17 protein-coding genes are annotated in these 20,924 nt (G+C 60.1%); 11 read left to right on the forward strand and 6 right to left on the reverse strand.

The features are described from left to right. Positions 1 to 36: 36 nt before the first annotated feature. The 9 genes from ACA071_RS00170 to ACA071_RS00210 all read left to right on the forward strand — a co-directional run bounded on the left by ACA071_RS00170 (position 37) and on the right by ACA071_RS00210 (position 11,053). The gene (locus ACA071_RS00170; RefSeq protein WP_497642632.1) at positions 37 to 1,344 is read left to right on the forward strand and encodes a CitMHS family transporter; all 1,308 of its coding nucleotides are present in this window, start codon (positions 37 to 39) and stop codon (positions 1,342 to 1,344) included. An 86-nt stretch (positions 1,345 to 1,430) separates the two neighbouring features. Next, positions 1,431 to 2,198, forward strand: coding sequence for a TerC family protein (locus ACA071_RS00175; protein ID WP_497642633.1), 768 nt, complete (start codon positions 1,431 to 1,433; stop codon positions 2,196 to 2,198). 363 nt (positions 2,199 to 2,561) lie between these two features. After that, positions 2,562 to 4,220, forward strand: a complete 1,659-nt coding sequence (locus tag ACA071_RS00180; RefSeq protein WP_497642634.1) for a Na/Pi cotransporter family protein — start codon at positions 2,562 to 2,564, stop codon at positions 4,218 to 4,220. 175 nt (positions 4,221 to 4,395) lie between these two features. Beyond that, positions 4,396 to 5,784, forward strand: a complete 1,389-nt coding sequence (locus ACA071_RS00185) for a M16 family metallopeptidase (RefSeq protein WP_497642635.1) — start codon at positions 4,396 to 4,398, stop codon at positions 5,782 to 5,784. A 659-nt stretch (positions 5,785 to 6,443) separates the two neighbouring features. Beyond that, on the forward strand, positions 6,444 to 7,472 hold the full coding sequence (locus ACA071_RS00190; RefSeq protein WP_497642636.1) for a DUF5924 family protein: 1,029 nt from the start codon (positions 6,444 to 6,446) through the stop codon (positions 7,470 to 7,472). A 54-nt stretch (positions 7,473 to 7,526) separates the two neighbouring features. Beyond that, complete coding sequence (locus tag ACA071_RS00195; RefSeq protein WP_497642637.1) at positions 7,527 to 8,675, forward strand: ABC transporter permease; 1,149 nt, start codon at positions 7,527 to 7,529, stop codon at positions 8,673 to 8,675. Beyond that, a complete protein-coding gene (locus ACA071_RS00200; protein ID WP_497642638.1) occupies positions 8,672 to 9,475 on the forward strand; it encodes an ABC transporter ATP-binding protein in 804 nt (267 codons plus the stop codon). Before ACA071_RS00195 ends, ACA071_RS00200 begins: the two co-directional genes overlap by 4 nt. Position 9,476: 1 nt before the next feature. Next, a complete protein-coding gene (locus ACA071_RS00205; protein WP_497642639.1) occupies positions 9,477 to 10,415 on the forward strand; it encodes an MlaD family protein in 939 nt (312 codons plus the stop codon). Then, a complete protein-coding gene (locus tag ACA071_RS00210; protein WP_497642640.1) occupies positions 10,412 to 11,053 on the forward strand; it encodes an ABC-type transport auxiliary lipoprotein family protein in 642 nt (213 codons plus the stop codon). The genes ACA071_RS00205 and ACA071_RS00210 overlap by 4 nt, the downstream gene beginning before the upstream one ends. Positions 11,054 to 11,191: 138 nt before the next feature. Here the strand turns inward: ACA071_RS00210 and ACA071_RS00215 are convergent, their stop codons facing one another. The 5 genes from ACA071_RS00215 to ACA071_RS00235 form a co-directional block, all read right to left on the reverse strand. After that, on the reverse strand, positions 11,192 to 12,421 hold the full coding sequence (locus tag ACA071_RS00215) for a nucleoside recognition domain-containing protein (RefSeq protein WP_497642641.1): 1,230 nt from the start codon (positions 12,419 to 12,421) through the stop codon (positions 11,192 to 11,194). Between the two features lie 193 nt (positions 12,422 to 12,614). Continuing rightward, positions 12,615 to 13,946: a glutamate/aspartate:proton symporter GltP gene (gltP, locus tag ACA071_RS00220; protein ID WP_123408509.1), complete on the reverse strand. Its 1,332-nt coding sequence runs from the start codon at positions 13,944 to 13,946 to the stop codon at positions 12,615 to 12,617. 699 nt (positions 13,947 to 14,645) lie between these two features. Beyond that, positions 14,646 to 15,110: an inhibitor of vertebrate lysozyme family protein gene (locus ACA071_RS00225; protein ID WP_497642642.1), complete on the reverse strand. Its 465-nt coding sequence runs from the start codon at positions 15,108 to 15,110 to the stop codon at positions 14,646 to 14,648. A 2-nt stretch (positions 15,111 to 15,112) separates the two neighbouring features. Beyond that, a complete protein-coding gene (locus ACA071_RS00230) occupies positions 15,113 to 15,277 on the reverse strand; it encodes a DUF1328 domain-containing protein (RefSeq protein ID WP_003177151.1) in 165 nt (54 codons plus the stop codon). A gap of 81 nt (positions 15,278 to 15,358) precedes the next feature. Beyond that, complete coding sequence (locus tag ACA071_RS00235; protein ID WP_497642643.1) at positions 15,359 to 15,646, reverse strand: hypothetical protein; 288 nt, start codon at positions 15,644 to 15,646, stop codon at positions 15,359 to 15,361. Between the two features lie 439 nt (positions 15,647 to 16,085). Between ACA071_RS00235 and algB the strand changes: the two genes are divergently transcribed. Both algB and ACA071_RS00245 read left to right on the forward strand, forming a co-directional pair. Beyond that, on the forward strand, positions 16,086 to 17,432 hold the full coding sequence (gene algB / locus ACA071_RS00240) for a sigma-54-dependent response regulator transcription factor AlgB (RefSeq protein ID WP_497642644.1): 1,347 nt from the start codon (positions 16,086 to 16,088) through the stop codon (positions 17,430 to 17,432). 10 nt (positions 17,433 to 17,442) lie between these two features. Beyond that, on the forward strand, positions 17,443 to 19,233 hold the full coding sequence (locus tag ACA071_RS00245; protein ID WP_497642645.1) for an ATP-binding protein: 1,791 nt from the start codon (positions 17,443 to 17,445) through the stop codon (positions 19,231 to 19,233). A 7-nt stretch (positions 19,234 to 19,240) separates the two neighbouring features. Here ACA071_RS00245 and ACA071_RS00250 read toward each other — a convergent pair whose 3' ends face one another. Continuing rightward, positions 19,241 to 20,854 carry an EAL domain-containing protein gene (locus ACA071_RS00250; protein ID WP_497642646.1) on the reverse strand — a complete coding sequence of 538 codons (1,614 nt, stop codon included), beginning with the start codon at positions 20,852 to 20,854 and terminating at the stop codon, positions 19,241 to 19,243. Between the last annotated feature and the right edge of the window lie 70 nt (positions 20,855 to 20,924).

The raw sequence follows: 20,924 nt of genomic DNA on the forward strand, positions 1-20,924 counted from the left end.
CCCATTCCCTAGCCGCGCTACGCCTGGAGTATTCCCATGCTGACTTTCCTTGGCTTTGCCATGGTCATCACGTTCATGTTCCTGATCATGACCAAGCGCCTGTCCGCGCTGATCGCTTTGATCATTATTCCAATCATCTTCGCCTTGTTCGGTGGTTTTGCGCCGAAGATCGGCCCAATGATGCTCGAAGGCATCACCAAGCTCGCGCCGACCGGCGTGATGCTGATGTTCGCCATTCTGTATTTCGCCCTGATGATCGACTCCGGCCTGTTTGACCCGGCCGTGCGCAAGATCCTCAAACTGGTCAAGGGCGACCCGTTGAAAGTTTCGGTCGGCACCGCCGTTCTGGCGCTCGTTGTCTCCCTTGATGGTGACGGCGCGACCACTTATATGATCTGCGTGGCCGCCATGCTGCCGCTCTACAGCCGCATCGGCATGAGCCCGCGGATCATGGCCGGCCTGATCATCCTCGCCGGCGGCGTAATGAACATGACCCCGTGGGGTGGCCCGACCGCTCGTGCTGCCAGTGCGCTGCACGTCGATCCGTCGGATATCTTCGTACCGATGATTCCGGCGATGCTGGCCGGTGTGGTGGCGATCCTGGCGATTGCCTACTTCTACGGTAAACGCGAGCGTGCGCGCCTGGGTGAATTGCACCTGGCGGGCGACGAAGTGGACCACAGCGAAATCAGCGTTTCGCAGTTCCCGGACGCCCGTCGTCCGAAACTGATCTGGTTCAACGGCGCACTGACTCTGGCCCTGATGGGCACCCTGATCGCCGGCCTGTTGCCGCTGCCGGTGCTGTTCATGGTGGCCTTCAGTATCGCGATGATCGTCAACTACCCATGCCTGCAACAGCAGAAGGACCGTGTAGCGGCCCACGCCGGTAGCGTGCTGGCAGTGGTCGGTTTGATCTTCGCGGCGGGTATTTTCACCGGTATTCTGTCGGGCACGGGCATGGTCGATGCCATGTCGAAAAGTCTGTTGGCGGTTATCCCGGACTTCCTCGGCCCGTACCTGGCGGTGATTACGGCGCTGGTGAGCATGCCGTTCACCTTCTTCATGTCCAACGATGCGTTTTATTACGGTGTGTTACCGGTACTGGCCGAAGCCGCCAGCCATTACGGCATCACCGCCGTGGAAATGGCCCGTGCCTCGATTGTCGGCCAGCCCGTCCACCTGCTTAGCCCGCTGGTTCCATCGACTTATCTGTTGGTGGCCCTGGCCGGTATTGAATTCGGTGACCACCAGCGCTTCACCCTGAAATGGGCCGTGCTGGTGTGTCTCTGCATATTGGTTGCAGCGTTGCTGATGGGGATTTTTCCGGTTTTCAGCACTCTATAAACCAAAGACTCACCCCGACCGGGCCCGCGCTTCGCTGATTGAAGCCCAGGCTCTTCGGGGTTTAACACTCGCTCAAAGGAATACACATGGAATGGCTGACCAACCCTGAAATCTGGGTTGCCTTCTTCACCCTGACTGCCCTGGAGATCGTCCTGGGCATCGACAACATCATCATGATTTCGATCCTGGTCAGCCGCATGCCCAAGCACATGCAAAAGCGCACCCGGCTATTCGGCCTGGCTCTGGCCATGGTCACGCGGATCCTGTTGCTGCTGTCGATCACCTGGGTCATGCGCCTCACCGCCGACCTGTTCGAAGTGTTCGGCCAGGGCATTTCCGGGCGTGACCTGATTCTGTTCTTCGGTGGTCTGTTCCTGCTGTGGAAGAGCTCGCAAGAGATGTACCACGCGCTGGAAGGTGAAGACGAAACCAACGAGGAGCCGGGCGGCAAGGGCGGCAACTTCCTCTACACCATCATTCAGATCGCGATCATCGACATCGTGTTCTCGCTGGATTCGGTGATCACCGCTGTCGGCATGGTTTCCCACGTTCCGGTGATGGTCGCGGCGATCATCGTTGCTGTGCTGGTGATGATGTGGGCGTCCGGCACCATCAGCGAGTTCATCGACAAGCACCCGTCGCTGAAGATGCTGGCGCTGTCGTTCCTGTTGATCGTCGGTACCGTGCTGATTGCCGAATCCTTCGATGTGCACGTGCCAAAAGGCTACGTCTACTTCGCCATGGCGTTCTCGCTGGCAGTGGAAGCGATCAACATCAAGATGCGCACCGCGATGGCGAAAAAGAAGAAACAGCAAGACCCGGTGAAGCTGCGCAAGGATATTCCTGGCCAGTAATTGAGCCACGCTGGCTAACCCTTGTAGCAGCTGGCGTAGCCTGCGTTCGGCTGCGCAGCAGTCGCGAGATTGGGTCGCGCGGTGTTTCAGAAAAACCGCGCGCTCAGGTTTTACGGCTGCTGCGCAACCCAACGCAGCCTTCGGCAGCTGCTACAGTGGCCGGTATCGCAAAGGGGCCTTCGGGCCCCTTTTTCATCTCTGCATCAAGCTGTTTTTATGACAGTTTTGTTTCAATCACTTCTTTAGCTATGCGATGCTGGCGCCCAGACCGTTAGCCAACTACAGCTTAAGTACAGAACGTAGAACGTCGCGCGGCACCGTCAACTTGTCCCTTTGGGGCGCTACCACCACAGGGGGCCCAGCATGCTGACCCTGCTCAATTTGCTTTCTGCCGTGACCTTGTTGATCTGGGGCACGCACATCGTCCGAACCGGCATCCTGCGGGTCTACGGTTCCAATCTGCGCCATGTGATTGGCCAGAACATGTCCAAGCGTGGGCTGGCGTTCGTCGCCGGCATCGTCGTGACCGCCATGGTCCAGAGCAGCAACGCTACGGCCATGCTCGTCACCTCCTTCGTCGGCCAGGGCCTGATGGCGCTGACCCCGGCGCTGGCAACCATGCTCGGGGCCGACGTCGGTACGGCGTTGATGGCGCGGGTGCTGACGTTTGACCTGTCATGGCTATCGCCGCTGCTGATCTTCCTCGGGGTGATTTTCTTCCTGTCGCGCAAACAGACCCGGGTCGGACAAATGGGCCGGGTCGCCATCGGCCTGGGGCTGATCATCCTGGCGCTGCAACTGATCGTCGAAGCCGCCGCCCCCATCACCCAGGCGCAAGGGGTGAAGGTGATCTTCGCCTCCCTGACCGGCGACATCCTGCTCGATGCCCTGATCGGCGCGCTGTTCGCAATGATTTCCTACTCCAGCCTGGCGGCGGTGTTGCTGACCGCCACCCTGGCCGGTGCCGGTGTGATCAGTCTGCCGGTGGCCATCGGCCTGGTGATCGGCGCCAATATCGGCAGCGGCGTGCTGGCCTTCATGAGCACCAGCATGCAGAACGCCGCCGGCCGTCAGGTGGCGTTGGGCAGCCTGTTGTACAAACTGATCGGCCTGCTGCTGATCATCCCCGTGCTCGACCCGCTGGTGCACTGGATCGACAGCCTCGATTACAGCCCTCAGGAAATGGTCATCGGCTTCCACCTGCTCTACAACACCACGCGTTGCCTGATCCTGTTGCCCAGCGTCGGGCCGATGGCCAAGCTCTGCGTCTGGCTGTTGCCGGAGCGGCCGGAACTCAACGGCATGGCCAAGCCCCGCCACCTCGACGCCACCGCGCTGGTCACCCCAAGCCTGGCGCTGGCCAACGCTGCCCGGGAAACCCTGCGCATTGGCGACCTGATCGACAACATGCTCGAAGCCATGCTCGACGTGCTGCACGGCAAACAAACCGCTGTTACCCAAGAGATGCGCCGCCTGACCGATGATGTCGAAGCGCTCTACAGCGCGATCAAACTCTACCTGGCGCAGATGCCCCGGGAAGACCTCAGCGATCAGGACAGCCGGCGCTGGGCGGAAACCATTGAGCTGGCGATTAACCTCAAACTCGCCAGCGACCTGATCGAACGCATGCTGCGCAAGGTCCAGCAGCAAAAGACTTCGCAGCGCCGGTCCTTCTCCGAGGTCGGCCTGGAAGAGCTGGCGGGGCTGCACAGTCAGTTGATTTCCAACCTGCGCCTGGGGTTGTCGGTGTTTCTGAGCAGCGATCCGGAAAGCGCCCGCCAGTTGCTGCGTGAGAAACGTCGCTTTCGCGCACAGGAACGCCGCTTGGCCCATGCCCATGTCAGCCGTTTGCAACGTAAGATCGTGCAAAGTATCGAAACCAGTTCGTTGCACCTGGAGCTGATCGCCGACATGAAACGCTTGAATTCGCTGTTTTGCAGCAGCGCGTACGCGGTATTGGAAACGTCCGACACCGGGGCGCTGGCGGCGGACGATTTGGCTGACATCACACATTCGCCTTGAACGTCTGGCAGTGTGGTCAGTCAGTAACTGTGGTTCTGGTTCAAGATCATCGCGAGCAAGCTCGCCCCCACAGTTGATTTGAGTGACACCAAAGATCCACTGTGGGGGCGAGCTTGCTCGCGATGGCTGCCTGGAAAGCGACATGGATCTCCAATCAGCCGTATGGAAGCTCGTTATGCGTTGTCTGTTGTTCGCTTGTCTGTTGCTCGGTTCATTCCCTTCGTTCGCCCTGGACCGCTTCCAGGTCGAAGGCTATGCGCTGCCCAATGGTCTGCAATTGCTGCTCAAGCCCGGCAATGATCGTGGGCATGTGGCGATTCGCCTGGTGGTCGGCGTCGGCATCGATGACTTCAACTGCGACGACAAGGAACTGCCGCATTTGCTCGAACACTTGCTGTTCAGCGGCATCGACGCCAGTGGCGAAGGCGGTCTGGAGGAGCGCATGCAGGCCTTGGGCGGTGAATGGAACGCTTTCACCAGCAACGCCGACACCACGTTCGTCATCGAAGCCCCGGCGAAAAACCAGCGCAAGGTCCTCGACCTGTTGCTGGCGCTGCTGACCCAGACCCGATTCGACGACAACGCGATCAACGCCGCCAAGCAAGTGGTCGAGCGCGAAGACGGCGGCCATTACTCGCATCTGCAACGCTGGATGGACCGTCAGGACCTGGGCCATACCGCCAGCAATCAATTGGCCGTGGAGTTGGGCCTCAAATGCCCCGAGCGCGCCGAAGTCGATAACCTGACTCGCGAGCAGCTGGATAAGGTGCGCAAGGCCTGGTACGCGCCCAACAACATGACCCTGATCGTGGTCGGCGACCTCGATAAATTGCTGCCAGCCTATCTCGAACGGGCTTGGGGCGCGCTTGAGGCGGTAGATCCTACCGAGCATTTGCCGCTGCCGGAAATCAAGGCCAGCGCCGCCCATGAACGCAACCTGATTCACGGTTTCGTCGGCGGCGGCGCAAAGTTGCATTGGCTGGTGCCGGAGCCGGTGCTGGAAGACGTGCCCGATCAAACCTTCGACCTGCTCAAGGATTATCTGGATTGGGCGCTCTATCGCCAAATGCGCCTGGCCCACGGTTTGTCTTATGGTCCTTGGGCCGAGCGCGAGTTGTTCGGCAGTGTGGGCTTCATGAGCCTGAATGCTGATCTTGAGCGCGAAAACGTCGCCGAAGCCGAGCAAGTGCTGGAGGACATGAAGGCCGAGCTGCTCAAGAACGGCCTCGATGCCGAGACCTTTGACCGCCTCAAGCAAGCCGCCATCGCTCGCCAGTCCTGGGCCGTGCAAGGCAACAGCGCGTTGGCCGATTACTACTGGAGCGCGCTGGGAGATTATGAGGACGGACGCTTCACCAACCCGGCCAAGGAACTGCAAGGCGTGACGCTGGAAGAGGCGAACAAGGCTATGCGCGAGTTGCTGCTGCAGCCGGGGTATTTGCGGATCGAGAAGCCGTTGATCAGTGATGATCAGTTGTTGTGGGCGCTGGGGGCGGTGTTGGGGTTGCTGGTGCTTGGGGTGCTTGGTTTGCGCACTTATCGCCGAGCGCCGCGACCTAAGTAGCAGCTGCCGCGGCCTGCGTTCCGCTTGTAGCAGCTGCCGAGGCACGAGGCTGCGTTCGGCTGCGAAGCAGTCGTAAAACCTGAGCACGTGGTCTCCCTGAAACACCGCGCCGCCTGATTTCACGACTGCTTCGCAGCCGAACGCAGCCTCGTGCCTCGGCAGCTGCTACATGAGTTAGCGCAGCCTCGTGCCTCGGCAGCTGCTACACGGGTTAACGCAGCCTCGTGCCTCGGCAGCTGCTACGTGGGTTAACGCAGCCTCGTGCCTCGGCAGCTGCTACACGGGTTAGCGCAGCCTCGTGCCTCGGCAGCTGCTACACGGGTTAACGCAGCCTCGTGCCTCGGCAGCTGCTACATGAGTTAGCGCAGCCTCGTGCCTCGGCAGCTGCTACACGGGTTAACGCAGCCTCGTGCCTCGGCAGCTGCTACGTGGGTTAACGCAGCCTCGTGCCTCGGCAGCTGCTACACGGGTTAGCGCAGCCTCGTGCCTCGGCAGCTGCTACGTGGGTTAACGCAGCCTCGTGCCTCGGCAGCTGCTACACGGGTTAACGCAGCCTCGTGCCTCGGCAGCTGCTACATGGGTTAGCGCAGACTCTCGCCACACCGACTCGCCAGCGTTACCCTGTCGAGGATTTCCCTACGACTACTGTGAACCGCCGAATGCCTACCCTGACCCTGTTCGTCCAGCGCATCCTCGATTTGATGAAGCGCTATCCCGGGGTCATTGCGCTCGGTGGTTTTATCTCTGGGGTCGGCAGCTTCATGCTGGTGGATCGCCAACAGGGCCTGGCGACCTGGATCACCACCATCATGCTGATCAGCTGGATCTGGCTGATGCTCGAAAACAGCCTCACCAAGCTGTTCGCCAGAATCTTCAAACGCGAGATCCCCCAACCGCTGCTGCGTTACGCCACGCAGATGATTCACCAGGAAAGCCTGTTCTTCGTCCTGCCCTTTTTCTTCATCACCACCACCTGGAACAGCGGCCAACTGTTCTTTACCGGATTGCTGAGTATCGCGGCGCTGATTTCCATCACCGACCCGCTCTACTACAAATGGCTGGCGCCGCGGCGCTGGGCGTTCCTGGCGCTGCACACCCTGACGCTGTTCGCCGCCCTGCTCACCGCCCTGCCCGTGATCCTGCATCTGACGACGTCCCAGAGCTTCAAGTTGGCCCTGGGCATTTCCGTCGTGCTGTCATTCCCGAGCCTGGCGTCGATCTTCCCGATTCGCACCGTGCGCAACGCCCTGGCGATTCTGAGCATCACGCTCGGCATTGGCGCGCTCGGTTGGGTGCTGCGTTCGTGGGTCCCGCCGGCGACGCTGTGGATGACCGATGTGGCCATCAGCACGCAAATGCAGGACCGCACACCGGGCAAGAGTCTGGACGAGGTCAGCGCCGAACAGATCCGGGGTGACGGACTGTACGCCTACACCGCGATCAACGCCCCCCGCGGTCTGGATGAGCGGATTTATCACGTGTGGCAGTTCAACGGTAAAGAAGTCGACCGCATCCCCCTGGATATTCATGGCGGGCGCAAGGAAGGCTACCGGGCCTGGACCCACAAACAGAATTTCCCGGGCAACCCGGCAGGCAAATGGCAGGTCCGGGTGCTGACCGAAGATGGCCAGGTGATCGGCGTGCTGCGCTTCGTGATCACGGACAGCACACCGACCAAAGAAAAGTAATCCGGTTCGTGCTATTACGTAGTTCTGCGTAACAGCCGAACAAGCACGGAGCTTATGACCAGCAGCACATTGCCCGGCAGTGCCCAACTGGACACCTCCAACACCCCCGCGCAATTGCGGGTCACGGGTGACTGGACGCTCGCCCATTACGCCGATCTCAAGCGCCTGGGCGACAAGCTTCGCGGCCAATACGACGACAGCACCCACATCGACCTGAATGGCCTCGGCGCGCTCGACACCGCCGGCGCCTCGCTGCTGGTGGAGTTGCTGGGTTCCGAACGCCTGGGCCGATCGGCCGAACACCCCGAATGCACCCTCTCCAACGCCGATCGCGCGTTGCTGCAAACCGTCTACTGCTCGCTGACCGATTTCTGCGTACCGCTCAAAGAGCCGGAAACCGGCGTCGGCATTCAACTGCTGACCCGCATCGGTCGCGCCGTTGACACCGTCTGGCAAGACACTCTACAACTGCTGGGCTTCGTCGGCCTGATCCTCGAAACCATCGCCCGCGGGCTGTTCCGGCCCAAGCGCTGGCGCATCACGCCGATGGTCGCGCACATCGAACAGACCGGCCTCGACGCTGCGCCCATCGTCGCCCTGCTGACCTTTCTGGTGGGCGCGGTGGTGGCGTTTCTCGGGGCGACCGTACTGGCCAGTTTCGGCGCGAGCATTTTCACCGTGGACCTGGTGGCGTTCTCGTTCCTGCGCGAATTCGGCGTGTTGCTGACCGCGATCCTGATGGCCGGGCGCACCGCCAGTGCGTTCACCGCACAGATCGGCTCGATGAAGGCCAATGAAGAAATCGACGCGATCCGCACCCTGGGCCTCGACCCCATGGAGTTGCTCGTGGTGCCACGCGTCCTGGCGCTGCTGGTGGCGCTGCCGATGCTGACCTTTCTGGCGATGATCTCCGGGATTATTGGTGGTGGCGTGGTCTGCGCGGTGTCGCTGGGGATTTCGCCGGCGATGTTCCTGTCGCTGCTGCAAACCGACATTGGTGTTCAGCATTTTCTGGTGGGGATCGTCAAAGCGCCGATCTTCGCCTTCCTGATTGCGGCGATTGGTTGCCTTGAAGGCTTCAAGGTCAGCGGCAGTGCCGAATCCGTCGGCGCCCACACCACGTCCAGCGTGGTCCAATCGATTTTCGTGGTGATCGTGCTCGACGCCGTGGCCGCGTTGTTTTTCATGGAGATGGGCTGGTGAGTCGTCTACCCCGAGCGCCCACCGAGGCGGTGATTGAAGTCCGTGGGCTGTGCAATCGCTTCGGCAGCCAGAGCGTGCATGAGAACCTCGACCTGGATTTGTACAAGGGCGAAATCCTTGCAGTGGTCGGTGGCTCCGGCAGCGGCAAGTCGGTGTTGCTTCGCAGCATCGTTGGCTTGCGCCAGCCCAGTGAGGGTGTGGTGAAGGTCTTCGGCAAGAATCTGCCAACGCTGTCGGAGCATGAGCGTTCGATGGTCGAGCGACGCTTCGGCGTGCTGTTCCAGAAAGGCGCGCTGTTCTCTTCGCTGACCGTGACCGAGAACGTCGCCCTGCCCTTGATCGAACACGCCGGCCTCAGCCGTGCCGACGCCGAGCACTTGGCCGCAGTGAAACTGGCGCTGGCCGGGCTGCCGCTGTCGGCGGCGGACAAATACCCGGCGTCCCTGTCCGGCGGCATGATCAAACGTGCGGCGCTGGCCCGGGCCTTGGCGCTGGACCCGGACATCCTGTTTCTCGACGAACCCACCGCCGGCCTCGACCCGATTGGCGCTTCGGCTTTCGATCAGTTGATCCTGACCCTGCGCGATGCCTTGGGCCTGAGCTTTTTCCTGGTGACCCACGACCTCGACACGCTCTACACCATCACCGACCGGGTGGCGGTGCTGGCGCAGAAGAAAGTGTTGGTGGCGGATGCCATCGACAAGGTCTCGGAAACCGACGATCCGTGGATTCACGAATACTTCCATGGCCCACGTGGCCGCGCGGCGCTGACCGCCGCTCAACAGCTTAACGAGGTCTGACATGGAAACCCGAGCCCATCATGTATTGATCGGCCTGTTCACCGTGATTGTGGTGGCAGGCGCCCTGCTCTTCGGTCTCTGGCTGGCCAAGTCCAGCGTCGACACCGAGTTCAAGGACTACGAAATCGTCTTCAACGAGGCGGTCAGCGGCCTGTCCAAAGGCAGCGCCGTGCAGTACAGCGGGATCAAGGTCGGCGACGTAGTGACCCTGCGCCTGGACCCGAAGGACCCGCGCCGGGTGCTGGCGCGGATTCGTCTCGGCGGCGATACGCCGATCAAGGAAGACACCGAGGCCAAACTGGCGCTGACCGGGATCACCGGCACCTCGATCATTCAGCTCAGTGGCGGCACGCCACAAAGTCCCAAGCTCAAAGGCAAGGATGGCGAGTTGCCGACGATTGTCGCGGCACCCTCACCCATCGCCCGTCTGCTGAACGACAGCAGCGACCTGATGGCCGGGGTGAACGTCTTGATGCATAACGCCAATCAGATGTTTTCATCGGAGAACGTCGAGCGCATCAGCAAAACCCTTGAGCACCTGGAACAAACCACCGGGACCATCGCCGACCAACGCGGCGATATTCGTCAGGCGATGCAGCAACTGGCATCGGTCGGCAAACAGGCCAACACCATGATGGAACAGACGTCGCTGCTGATGCGCAACGCCAATGGCTTGCTCAACGATCAGGGCAAGCAGATGTTCGGCAGTGCCGAGCAGGCCATGAAGTCGCTGGAACAGAGCAGCGCGACCATCAACAAATTGTTGACCAACAATCAGGATTCCCTCAACAGCGGCATGCAGGGCCTCAATGGTCTGGCCCCGGCGGTGCGTGAACTGCGCGACACCCTGACGTCGCTGCGAGCCATTTCCCAGCGCCTGGAAGCCAACCCCAGCGGTTACCTGCTGGGCAGCGACAAGAACAAGGAATTCACGCCATGAAGCTGACTCACCTCGCCCTCCTCGCCGGTTTTGTGTTGGTCAGCGCTTGCTCGATCTTGCCCAAGTCCGAGCCGTCCGATGTCTATCGCTTACCTTCGGCTCAGAACGCTACATCGGCCAGCCATGGCACGCCGCAACGCTGGTCGTTGCGCCTGGCCAAGCCCCAGGCCAGCGAAGTGTTGAACAGCCCGAAAATCGCCGTGATCCCCTCGGGTGACCTGATCAGTAGCTACAAGGCTTCACGCTGGAGCGATCCGGCGCCGGTGCTGCTGCGTAACCGGTTGCTGGATGGTTTTCAGCGCGATGGTCGGGTGTCGTTGTTGAGCACCGATGACAGCAATTTCCAGGCGGATCTGGAGCTGGGCGGGAATCTGCAAGCGTTCCAGACCGAGTACCAAGGCGCGAACGCGAGCGTGGTGGTGCGGTTGGATGCGTTGTTGGTGCGCGGTTATGACCAGCGCATCCTCGCCAGCCGCCGCTTTGAAGTGCGTCAGCCGCTGAGCGACGTGAAGGTGCCGGCGGTGGTCGCCGGGTTTGGCCAAGCCAGCGATCAGTTGACGGCGCAGGTGGTGGCTTGGGCGGTGGAGCAAGGACAGAAAGTCGCGCCGGCACCCAGGAACGCCGCCGATCCCTTGTAGCAGCTGGCGCAGCCTGCGTTCGGCTGCGAAGCAGTCGTCAATTCATTGTCCCGGATCTATCAGGTGGATTGCAGTGCCTGGTTTAGCGACTGCTTCGCAGCCGAACGCAGGCTGCGCCAGCTGCTACAGGGGTCTTTATTAACCGAAGAACCAGTAGCAAACCCCGATCGCGCCGACCACCCCGGCAAATTCCGCCAGCAACGCACACCCCACCGCATGCCGCGCCCGCTGAATCCCCACCGCGCCGAAGTACACCGCCAGCACATAGAACGTGGTTTCAGTACTGCCCTGAATCGTCGCCGCCACCAGCGCCGGGAAGCTGTCGACCCCGGAGGTCTTCATGGTTTCGATCAGCATCGCCCGGGCGGCGCTGCCGGAGAATGGCTTGACCATCGCCGTCGGCAGCGCATCGACGAAGCGTGTGTCCCAACCGGCCCACTCCACCAGATGCCGAATGCCGTCCAGGCCGAAGTCCAGCGCCCCGGACGCCCGCAATACGCCTACTGCACAGAGCATCGCCACCAAGTACGGCAGCAGGTTCTTGGCGACATCGAAGCCTTCTTTGGCGCCTTCGACGAATGCTTCGTAGACCTTCACTTTGCGCAGTGCGCCAATGATCAAAAACACCATGATCAGGCCGAACAGCGTCAAGTTCCCAAGGATTGAAGACAGACCGGCCAGCGCGGTGGCTGAGAGCGTCCCCAGCAGCGCCATGAAGGCACCCAATGCCAGGGCGCCGGGAATCAGATACGCAAGCACCACGGGGTCCCACAGGCGCAGGCGTTGCATGAACGCCACCGACAGCAGGCCGACGATGGTCGAGCAGCTAGTGGCGAGCAGGATCGGCAGGAACACCAGCGTCGGGTCCGGCGCGCCTTGCTGGGCGCGGTACATGAAGATCGTCACCGGCAGCAGGGTCAGGGACGAAGCGTTGAGCACCAGGAACAGAATTTGCGCGTTGCTGGCCACCGTGGCGCTGGGGTTTAACTCTTGCAGCGCCTTCATCGCCTTGAGGCCGATCGGCGTCGCGGCGTTGTCCAGGCCCAAGCCGTTGGCGGCGAAGTTCAGGGTGATCAGGCCGATCGCCGGGTGCCCGGGCGGAACTTCCGGCATCAGGCGCAGGAACAATGGGCCGAGGGCCTTGGCCAGCCAGTCGACGATCCCGGCTTTCTCGGCAATCCGCAGAAAGCCCAGCCACAGGGTCAGGGTGCCGAACAACAGGACCATGACCTCCACCGACAACTTGGCCATGGCGAAGATGCTTTCCACCATCGCCGCGAAGATCCCGGCGTTGCCGCCGATCAGCCACTGCGCCAGAGCCGACACGGCTGCCACGATGAAGAAGCCAAGCCACAGGCCATTGAGCATCAGTTAAATCCCCCGAAGAATGCGGCGAATGATAGCGGGGTCGTCAGAAACGACAAACCCCGGATTTCTCCGGGGTTTGTTTTGGCTGTTCTTTGTAGGAGCAAAGCTTGCTCGCGATGCAGACGCCGCGGTGTTTCAGTTACACCGGGTCATCGTTCATCGCGGGCAAGCCTTGCTCCTACAGAGGGCGTGATCAGCTCTTGGAAATTTCACCTGCCGGCAGTTTTTCCTTGCTGCGCCAGTGCGGCAGGGAGTTCCAGTAGCGCTCGCCCTTGGCGTCGTCGTACATGCCTTCCCAGCGCGAGATAACCAGCACAGCCAAGGCGTTGCCGATCACGTTCAGTGCGGTGCGGGCCATGTCCATGATGCGGTCGACACCGGCGATGAATGCCAGGCCTTCCAGCGGAATACCGACGCTGCCCAAGGTGGCCAGCAGCACCACGAAGGACACGCCCGGTACACCGGCGATGCCTTTGGAGGTGACCATCAGGGTCAACACCAGCAGCAATTGCTGGCTGATCGACAGGTCGATGCCGTAGAGCTGGGCAATGAAGATCGCCGCGATGCTCTGGTACAGGGTCGAACCATCGAGGTTGAACGAGTAACCGGTCGGCACCACGAAGCTGCAAATGGCTTTCGGCGCGCCGTACGCTTCCATCTTCTCGATCACGCGCGGCAACACGGTTTCGGAACTGGCGGTGGAGTAAGCCAACACCAGCTCATCTTTGAAGATGCGCATCAGCTTGATGACCGAGAAGCCGAACAGCTTGGCGATCAGGCCCAGCACCACGAAGGCGAAGAAGGCGATGGCGAAGTAAACCAGCACCACCAGTTTGGCCAGCGGCAGCAAAGAGGCGAAACCGAAGTTGGCCACGGTCACCGCGATCAGGGCGAACACGCCGATTGGCGCGTAGTTCATGATCATGTGGGTGACTTTGAACATGCTCTCGGACACGCCCTGGAACATCTTCACCAGCGGCTCGCGCAGGTCCGATTGCAGGCTCGACAGACCGAGACCGAACAATACGGAGAAGAAGATGATCGGCAGCATCTCGCCGCGGGCCATGGCCGCGAAGATGTTCGATGGGATCAGGTTGAGGATGGTTTCGATGAACGCGTGTTCATGCTGAACCTCGGCGGCAGTCGCCTGGTACTTGGAAATATCCACAGTACCCAGGGTGCTCATGTCGATGCCGGTGCCCGGATGGACCACGTTGGCCAGCACCAGACCGACCAGGATGGCGATGGTGGTGACGACTTCGAAGTAAAGAATGGTCTTGAGGCCGATGCGCCCGAGCTTCTTCGCGTCGCCGACGCCGGCAATACCGACTACCAGCGAAGAGATCACGATCGGGATCACGATCATCTTGATCAGACGGATAAAGATATCGCCCGCAGGTTGCAGGACGTTACTGATCCACCAGGCTTTTTCGGCACTGAAATGGTTGAGCAGCGCACCGATTGCAATCCCCAATACCAGACCGATGAGGATCTGCCAGGCGAGGCTAAGCTTTGCCTTCTTCATATCATTACCCTTACTTCAGTTTGACTCGGGCAGATGCGCGAACTGGAACGCTCAGTGGCGGAAAAGTTTGTGCATCTGCCCCCGTATAAGGTGCCCCGAAGCGCGTAATTACGGCTCTTCGGCAGGCGAAAAAAGGCGCAACTATTCCGATGCAAGGAAGCGACGTCTAATGCCGTAAACGCCTACCCTATGCCGAATCGGCATGAGCTTTTTCAAATGAAACTGGCGTCCCAACCGGTTCGAATACGACATTTCGGCAGGCATAAGTGCCGTGAACCGGCCATTTCAGAGCAGGTTGGTTGATTTTTAAACAGTTGAATTCATGGCAAAACTTAGGAAAAAGCCTACGTTTAGCAGCGAAAACTCTTCGGATGAAAGTCGGAGGTTTCTCGATATACGGTCGTGAAGAAACACCGCGAAACGGTTTTGCGGGGAATATGCAGCAGAAGGGATTAAGCGAAGTGCTCTAGATCAACGTTTTGCACGTTGAAGCTCTCCGCAAGTCCGTCGAGCCACTCGGGGACGGCGAACTTGCGTAGCAGCTTTACACCTGACCCGGCCCTTGCGCAGACACTCCATGTGCCCGTAGGTCACTCCGACACTGGAACAGTCAGAGCGTCCCGACCCCTTGGTCATGCGCCTGCCTTCCTCGGGTGGCGCACTGGAAAGAAGCGATGCTGCTCCTTTCATGTTTCAAACTCAGTACCAGTTCGGATCTTTTTTCAGTTGTTCCATCAACAGGTCCTGCATGCCCTGATTCGGCTTCCCCAGGAAGCGGTAGTCGGCATGTCGCGTGGGTGACTTGTCGGCGGGCAGTCCCGCAGGCACTTCGACCAGCATCGCGTAGGCATCCTTCTTGTTGAAGCTGAATGCCACGATCAAGCGTTTGTTCAGGCACGTCTGTTGGGTTTCGCACAGGGGCCCGACCAGATACTGGTCGCCATCTTCTTGAACGGCATTCATTTGCTCTGAGTCGCCGGTCAGGTTCATCACCCATTCCGGCAGTCGCTCTTCCTTTTTGACGACTTTTGTCCAGGTTTCACGGTACTGCGGGTCGGAGTTCAGCAGCTCATTGGCCCGCGCCTGGCCGTCATTGGCCGCCATCGCCATGGCACTACCGCCCAGAAGCAGGGCGGCTGCCAGTGTCTTAAACAAAACGCTCATATTCAGCCTCGACCGCGACGGCCAAAGAAGAACGATGCAATGAACATCACCAGGAACACGACAAAGAGAATCTTGGCGATACCCGTGGCGGTGCCCGCGATACCACCGAAGCCCAGTACGGCGGCGATGATGGCAATGATCAAGAATGTAATTGCCCAGCTCAACATGGTGATTCTCCTTACGCTTCTATTTAGAGGTAGTGCAGGTGGTGCTTTTCCCGGCGCATCGGTCGCGCCAAGTTCGGTTCTTTAAAACACCCAACGTTCCTGACGGGGCATCTGGTCCACAGGCTGGGCCTGGTCGACGTCCATCATTCGCATCGAGGCGCTGTCAGCCACGTTGCTGCTGACGGCACTGAAGTGGGTCTGGGTGGCGTGTTGAATCGACAGGCGTGGCGCCTCTGGCTGCTGGTTTTGCTCCCAGCGGGCAAACTGCTGGCCGCCGATCAAAGTGATCGTAAGGGCGAGCATGGCGAACAAGCCCTGCTGGATATGCAGTGGCGAGATACGCAGTTGCGCGGCACGTTGGCGATTCATCCTGTAGCTCCTCCACCTGGGTGGTCATCTTGTTGAGAGCGTTCATTCCGTGAATGCCCTGCGTTAACAAGACTATTGCAGCCTGCATGCCAGCTTTTAGTAAGTAAAAAACACAACAAAATCAACTAGTTATGATTGTGATGAAAATCGTTCCGCACGCATCCTGCACGATGGGCCTCTGGCGGTCGTGCGTAATGCACGAAAGCTTCACAGGAACTTTCAGAATTTTTGAATTGAGAGGAGGGCGTGGATGTCAGACGTTCACGTAGGTCATCGCCGAAATGCTGGGTTTTTTATAAAAAACCAGCTAAATCAGTCTGTTGGCGAAATGGTAAGTAGATATCTACCCTGCCATCGCTGGAATGGACCAGAATCAACCATGCAACTTGCCCGATTTGTCGGGGACTAACCAAAATCATTCAGTAAGGAGCGTAGGAAAATGGAATCAGCCACTGAGCATCAAGGCCGCATTCTGCTTGTGGACGACGAGTCCGCCATCCTTCGTACCTTCCGCTATTGCCTCGAAGACGAAGGCTATACCGTCGCCACCGCCAACAGCGCCGCCCAGGCTGATGCACTGTTACAGCGTCAGGTGTTCGATCTGTGCTTCCTGGATTTGCGCCTGGGCGAGGACAACGGCCTCGATGTATTGGCACAGATGCGCATTCAGGCGCCGTGGATGCGCGTGGTGATTGTTACCGCGCATTCCGCCGTCGATACCGCGGTCGATGCGATTCAGGCGGGTGCCGCCGACTATTTGGTCAAACCCTGCAGCCCGGATCAATTGCGCCTGGCCACCGCCAAGCAACTGGAAGTGCGCCAACTCTCGGCGCGCCTGGAAGCCCTCGAAGGTGAAGTGCGCAAAACCAAGGATGGCCTGGACTCCCACAGCCCGGCGATGAAGGTTGTGCTCGAAACGGCCCGGCAAGTGGCCGGCACCGACGCCAATATCCTGATTCTCGGCGAGTCCGGGACCGGTAAAGGTGAACTGGCCCGGGCCATTCACGGCTGGAGCAAGCGCGAGAAAAAATCCTGCGTCACTATCAACTGCCCATCGCTGACCGCTGAACTGATGGAAAGCGAACTGTTCGGCCACAGCCGCGGTGCGTTTACCGGAGCCAGCGAAAGTACCTTGGGGCGTGTCAACCAGGCAGATGGCGGAACGCTGTTTCTCGACGAGATCGGCGATTTTCCCCTGACGTTGCAGCCGAAGTTACTCAGATTCATTCAAGACAAAGAATACGAGCGGGTGGGCGATCCGGTGACCCGCCGCGCCGATGTGCGGATTCTCGCCGCGACCAACCTCAACCTTGAAGACATGGTGCGCGACGGTCGTTTCCGTGAGGACTTGCTCTATCGCCTGAACGTCATCACCTTGCACCTGCCGCCGTTGCGCGAACGCAGCGAAGACATCCTGACCCTGGCCGACCGTTTTCTGGCGCGTTTCGTCAAGGAATACGGCCGTCCAGCCCGGGGCTTCAGTGATGAGGCCCGGGAGGCGCTGCTCAGCTATCGATGGCCGGGCAACATCCGTGAACTGCGAAACGTGGTGGAGCGGGCGAGCATCATCTGCCCGCAGGAGCGTGTCGAAATCAGCCACTTGGGCATGGCCGAACAACCGGCCAATAATTCACCACGGGTCGGTGCCGCGCTGAGCCTGGATGAGCTGGAAAAAGCCCACATCGGCGCCGTTCTGGCCACCGCCGGAACCCTGGACCAAGCGGCCAAAACCCTGGGCATCGATGCCTCGACCCTGTACCGCAAACGCAAGCAGTACAACCTGTGAGCGGCATCCGATGAAACTGGCGATGAAGTTGCGGACCCGGCTGTTCCTGAGTATTTCCGCACTCATCACCGTGGCGTTGCTTGGGCTATTGCTCGGGCTGGTCAGCGTCATGCAGATGGCGGGTAGCCAGGAAGCTTTAGTCCGCAACAACTTTGTCACCCTCGACTTGGGCCTCAAGCTGCGCCAAGCCCTGGGCGATCAACTGATCAGCATGCTCAGCGAGAAACCTGATCCCGCTGCATTCGAGGCCTCCCGGCAGCATTACTTTCAGTTGCTCGACGAAGGCATTGCTCATGAGCAATTGGGCGATGGCGTCCAGTACGGCTTCAACCAAGCCAAAACGGATTACCTGAGTTTTCTCCAGGCTTACGGCGAGTCCCGCGACCCGACCCACGTGTTGAGTGGCAATGAAGCGCTCACGGAAAAATTCAACACGCTGCGCAACGGCCTGATTTCCGAACACAAGCGAGCGCTGGACAACATCAACGACACCCAGCGCAAGGGCCGTGATCGGGCGCTGCTGATCGCCGGGCTGCTCGGCTTGGTAGGCCTGGCGGTACTGATCATCGGTTTCATTACGGCTCATGGGATTGCCCGACGTTTCGGTGCGCCAATCGAAGCACTGGCCAAGGCCGCGGACCACATTGGCCAAGGTAATTTCGAAGTGACCCTGCCGATTTCCTCGGCTGCGGAAATGAACCAGTTGACCAAACGCTTTGGCATCATGGCCGAGGCCCTGCGTGAGCACCAAGCGACCAATATCGACGAGTTGATGGCCGGCCAGCAGCGCTTGCAGGCGGTGCTCGACAGCATTGATGACGGTTTGCTGATGATCGACCGCGAAGGTCATCTGGAGCACCTTAACCCGGTGGCGCAACGGCAATTGGGTTGGGACAGTGATCGTCTCGGCCAGGGGTTGGGCGCCGCGCTTGAGCGTCCCGAACTGGATGCACTGCTGCAATTGGTCTTGCGGGGCGGCACGTTGGAGCGCGCGCCGGAAGACCTGAGTGTTGAAGTCGACGGCGAGTCGCGGCTGTTGACCTACAGTCTGACCCCGGTCAGCCATACCCAGGGGCATATTCTCGGCGCGGTAATGGTGCTGCATGACGTCACCGAGCAGCGGGCGTTCGAACGGGTGCGCAGTGAGTTCGTGTTGCGTGCTTCGCATGAACTGCGCACGCCGGTCACCGGGATGCACATGGCGTTCGGTCTGTTTCGCGAGCGAGCGAAATTCCCGCCGGATTCGCGCGAAGCGGACTTGCTGGACACGGTGAACGAAGAAATGCAGCGTTTGATGCAGTTGATCAACGACCTGCTGAACTTCTCGCGCTACCAGAACGGTCTACAGAAACTGACACTGGGCCCGTGCTCCATAGAGGACTTGCTGGAGCAGGCACAAGGTCGTTTTGCGGGGGCGGCGGCAGAGAGGGGGATCGAGTTGCTGGTGGAAGTGCAGGGGTCGTTGCCGCGGTTGCAGGCGGATCAGGCGCAACTGGATCGAGTACTCGACAACCTGATCGACAATGCCTTGCGGCATACCGCCGAGGATGGGCAGATCCGCTTGCAGGCCCGGCGCCATGGCGAGCGGGTGATTATCAGCGTCGAGGATAACGGCGAAGGCATTGCCTACGGCCAGCAAGGGCGGATTTTCGAGCCGTTTGTGCAGGTCGGGCGCAAAAAGGGCGGTGCCGGGCTGGGCCTGGCCTTGTGCAAGGAAATCGTGCAATTGCACGGCGGGCGGATGGGGGTTTATTCGCGGCCGGGGCAGGGCACGCAGTTCTATATGGCGCTGGCGGTCTAAGGCGCTGTTACGCTTCGTCATCCAGGCGCCGGCTCGTTAGCCGGCGACCACGGGTAATCAGTTCGATGAACTGCACCGCGCTCAACGCATGGGCGAACAGCCAGCCCTGACCGAACTTCACCCCTTCGCTGCTCAGGAACGCCGCCTGGGCTTCATGCTCGATGCCTTCGGCGATCACCTTGAGTTGCAGGGCCTGGGCCATGTGAATGATGTGCGGGGCCACGCCGCTGCTGGCGGCGTCATGGCCCAGGGCATCGATGAAAGCCTTGTCGATTTTCAGGCAATCCACCGGCAGGGTTTGCAGGTACGCCAGGCTGCAATAGCCGGTGCCAAAGTCATCGATCAGCACTTGGTGCCCTACATCGCGCAAGGCTTGCAGGTTTTCCCGAGCCACCACCACGTCGATCAAGCCGCGCTCCGTCACCTCGAAGGCAATCTGTTTGGCCGCGACCCGGTGCAAGGTCAGCAGACGCGCCATCACCTGTCCGATACGCGGCACCATCACATCGCAGGCCGCCAGATTGACCGAGATGTACAGCTGCGGATTCGCCCGTAGTAGTTGACCTAACTGTTCAAGCAAACGCTGCAAGACGAAGTCGGTCATCTGGCGAATCTGACCGGTGTTCTCCGCCATCGGGATAAATAGATCGGGACTGGTCAGCGTGCCATCCGGCCTTCGCCATCGCAGCAGGGCTTCAGCACCGACGCAGTTGCGACTGACGAGGTCGAAGATCGGTTGATACAACACTTGCAACTCGCCACGGCGTATCGCGCCTTGCAGTTCGGCGTCCAGCGACTGACGCTGGCGCACCAGCAGAAACACCAGGAAGCCGACGATAATCCCCAAGGCCAGACTCGCCGGCAGCAGCCACCACCAGACCGCCGGCACATGCATGGCGGTGCGCGGAGTGATCAGTACCAACTGATATTCCGGATTATTAGTGGGCATGCGGTAAATCAGGCGGGTTTGAGTCACTTGCAGGGAATCGAGGCTTTTCGGCGGCCAGGGCTCCGTGGGTGGCCAGGCCTGCTCGACGCCCAGCACCGGGATCGCTCGCTTCCCGTGGTCGAGCACCACCAGCAGGCTGCTGCCGGGGGAGAGGTCGACCATGTCGGTCAGATGCCCGCGAGAAGTCGCCACCCTGAAGTTGCCACGACTAAGCATCAGTGCAGCGCGGTTTTCATCGGGTTCGGTGGTGGTGTTCAGCCAGTAACTGTAGGTGGGGCCTCTGAGGTCCGCTGGTCGTATCATCGCCAGCCCTTCCTGACGAGGGCGATTGGAGCAGATTCGGTTGGTGTCCATAAAAGCGGCTTCGTAGACGAAGCGGTAGCTGAAGCTGATCTGCTGCAAAGTAGCGATCATTTCGTCGTTGCAACTTCGCAGCGGTTGGGCTTCCAGGTCATCGAGGCTTTCGCGCAGTTGCCCGAACATTTGCTCAAGACGGGCGAGGAAGCGCTCCCCTTGGGCGTTCATTTCCTGGCTTTCGTTTTGCTCGACCTGATGCATCGCGATAAACAGACTGCCGGCCATCAGCAGGGTTGCGCTCAAGGCAGCAGCCAGCATCGCCAAAAACCATGGGCGATAGAACCAACTACGCAACCTCTCTCGAGCAGCAGGCATATTGGAATATCCGAAGAATTACCAATGAGTTATAGCTGCTGATTGAGAATAAGCGCTGACCGTCGGGCGG

This window comes from Pseudomonas sp. LBUM1646, from assembly GCF_059716165.1.

Excerpts from the sequence above, each read along its gene's own strand:
- ACA071_RS00170 (WP_497642632.1), top strand. The coding sequence starts at position 37 with ATGCTGACTTTCCTTGGCTTTGCCATGGTCATCACGTTCATGTTCCTG.
- ACA071_RS00175 (WP_497642633.1), top strand. The coding sequence starts at position 1,431 with ATGGAATGGCTGACCAACCCTGAAATCTGGGTTGCCTTCTTCACCCTG.
- ACA071_RS00180 (WP_497642634.1), top strand. The coding sequence starts at position 2,562 with ATGCTGACCCTGCTCAATTTGCTTTCTGCCGTGACCTTGTTGATCTGG.
- ACA071_RS00185 (WP_497642635.1), top strand. The coding sequence starts at position 4,396 with ATGCGTTGTCTGTTGTTCGCTTGTCTGTTGCTCGGTTCATTCCCTTCG.
- ACA071_RS00190 (WP_497642636.1), top strand. The coding sequence starts at position 6,444 with ATGCCTACCCTGACCCTGTTCGTCCAGCGCATCCTCGATTTGATGAAG.
- ACA071_RS00195 (WP_497642637.1), top strand. The coding sequence starts at position 7,527 with ATGACCAGCAGCACATTGCCCGGCAGTGCCCAACTGGACACCTCCAAC.
- ACA071_RS00205 (WP_497642639.1), top strand. The coding sequence starts at position 9,477 with ATGGAAACCCGAGCCCATCATGTATTGATCGGCCTGTTCACCGTGATT.
- ACA071_RS00210 (WP_497642640.1), top strand. The coding sequence starts at position 10,412 with ATGAAGCTGACTCACCTCGCCCTCCTCGCCGGTTTTGTGTTGGTCAGC.
- ACA071_RS00215 (WP_497642641.1), bottom strand. The coding sequence starts at position 12,421 with ATGCTCAATGGCCTGTGGCTTGGCTTCTTCATCGTGGCAGCCGTGTCG.
- gltP (WP_123408509.1), bottom strand. The coding sequence starts at position 13,946 with ATGAAGAAGGCAAAGCTTAGCCTCGCCTGGCAGATCCTCATCGGTCTG.
- ACA071_RS00225 (WP_497642642.1), bottom strand. The coding sequence starts at position 15,110 with ATGAGCGTTTTGTTTAAGACACTGGCAGCCGCCCTGCTTCTGGGCGGT.
- ACA071_RS00230 (WP_003177151.1), bottom strand. The coding sequence starts at position 15,277 with ATGTTGAGCTGGGCAATTACATTCTTGATCATTGCCATCATCGCCGCC.
- ACA071_RS00235 (WP_497642643.1), bottom strand. The coding sequence starts at position 15,646 with ATGAATCGCCAACGTGCCGCGCAACTGCGTATCTCGCCACTGCATATC.
- algB (WP_497642644.1), top strand. The coding sequence starts at position 16,086 with ATGGAATCAGCCACTGAGCATCAAGGCCGCATTCTGCTTGTGGACGAC.
- ACA071_RS00245 (WP_497642645.1), top strand. The coding sequence starts at position 17,443 with ATGAAACTGGCGATGAAGTTGCGGACCCGGCTGTTCCTGAGTATTTCC.
- ACA071_RS00250 (WP_497642646.1), bottom strand. The coding sequence starts at position 20,854 with ATGCCTGCTGCTCGAGAGAGGTTGCGTAGTTGGTTCTATCGCCCATGG.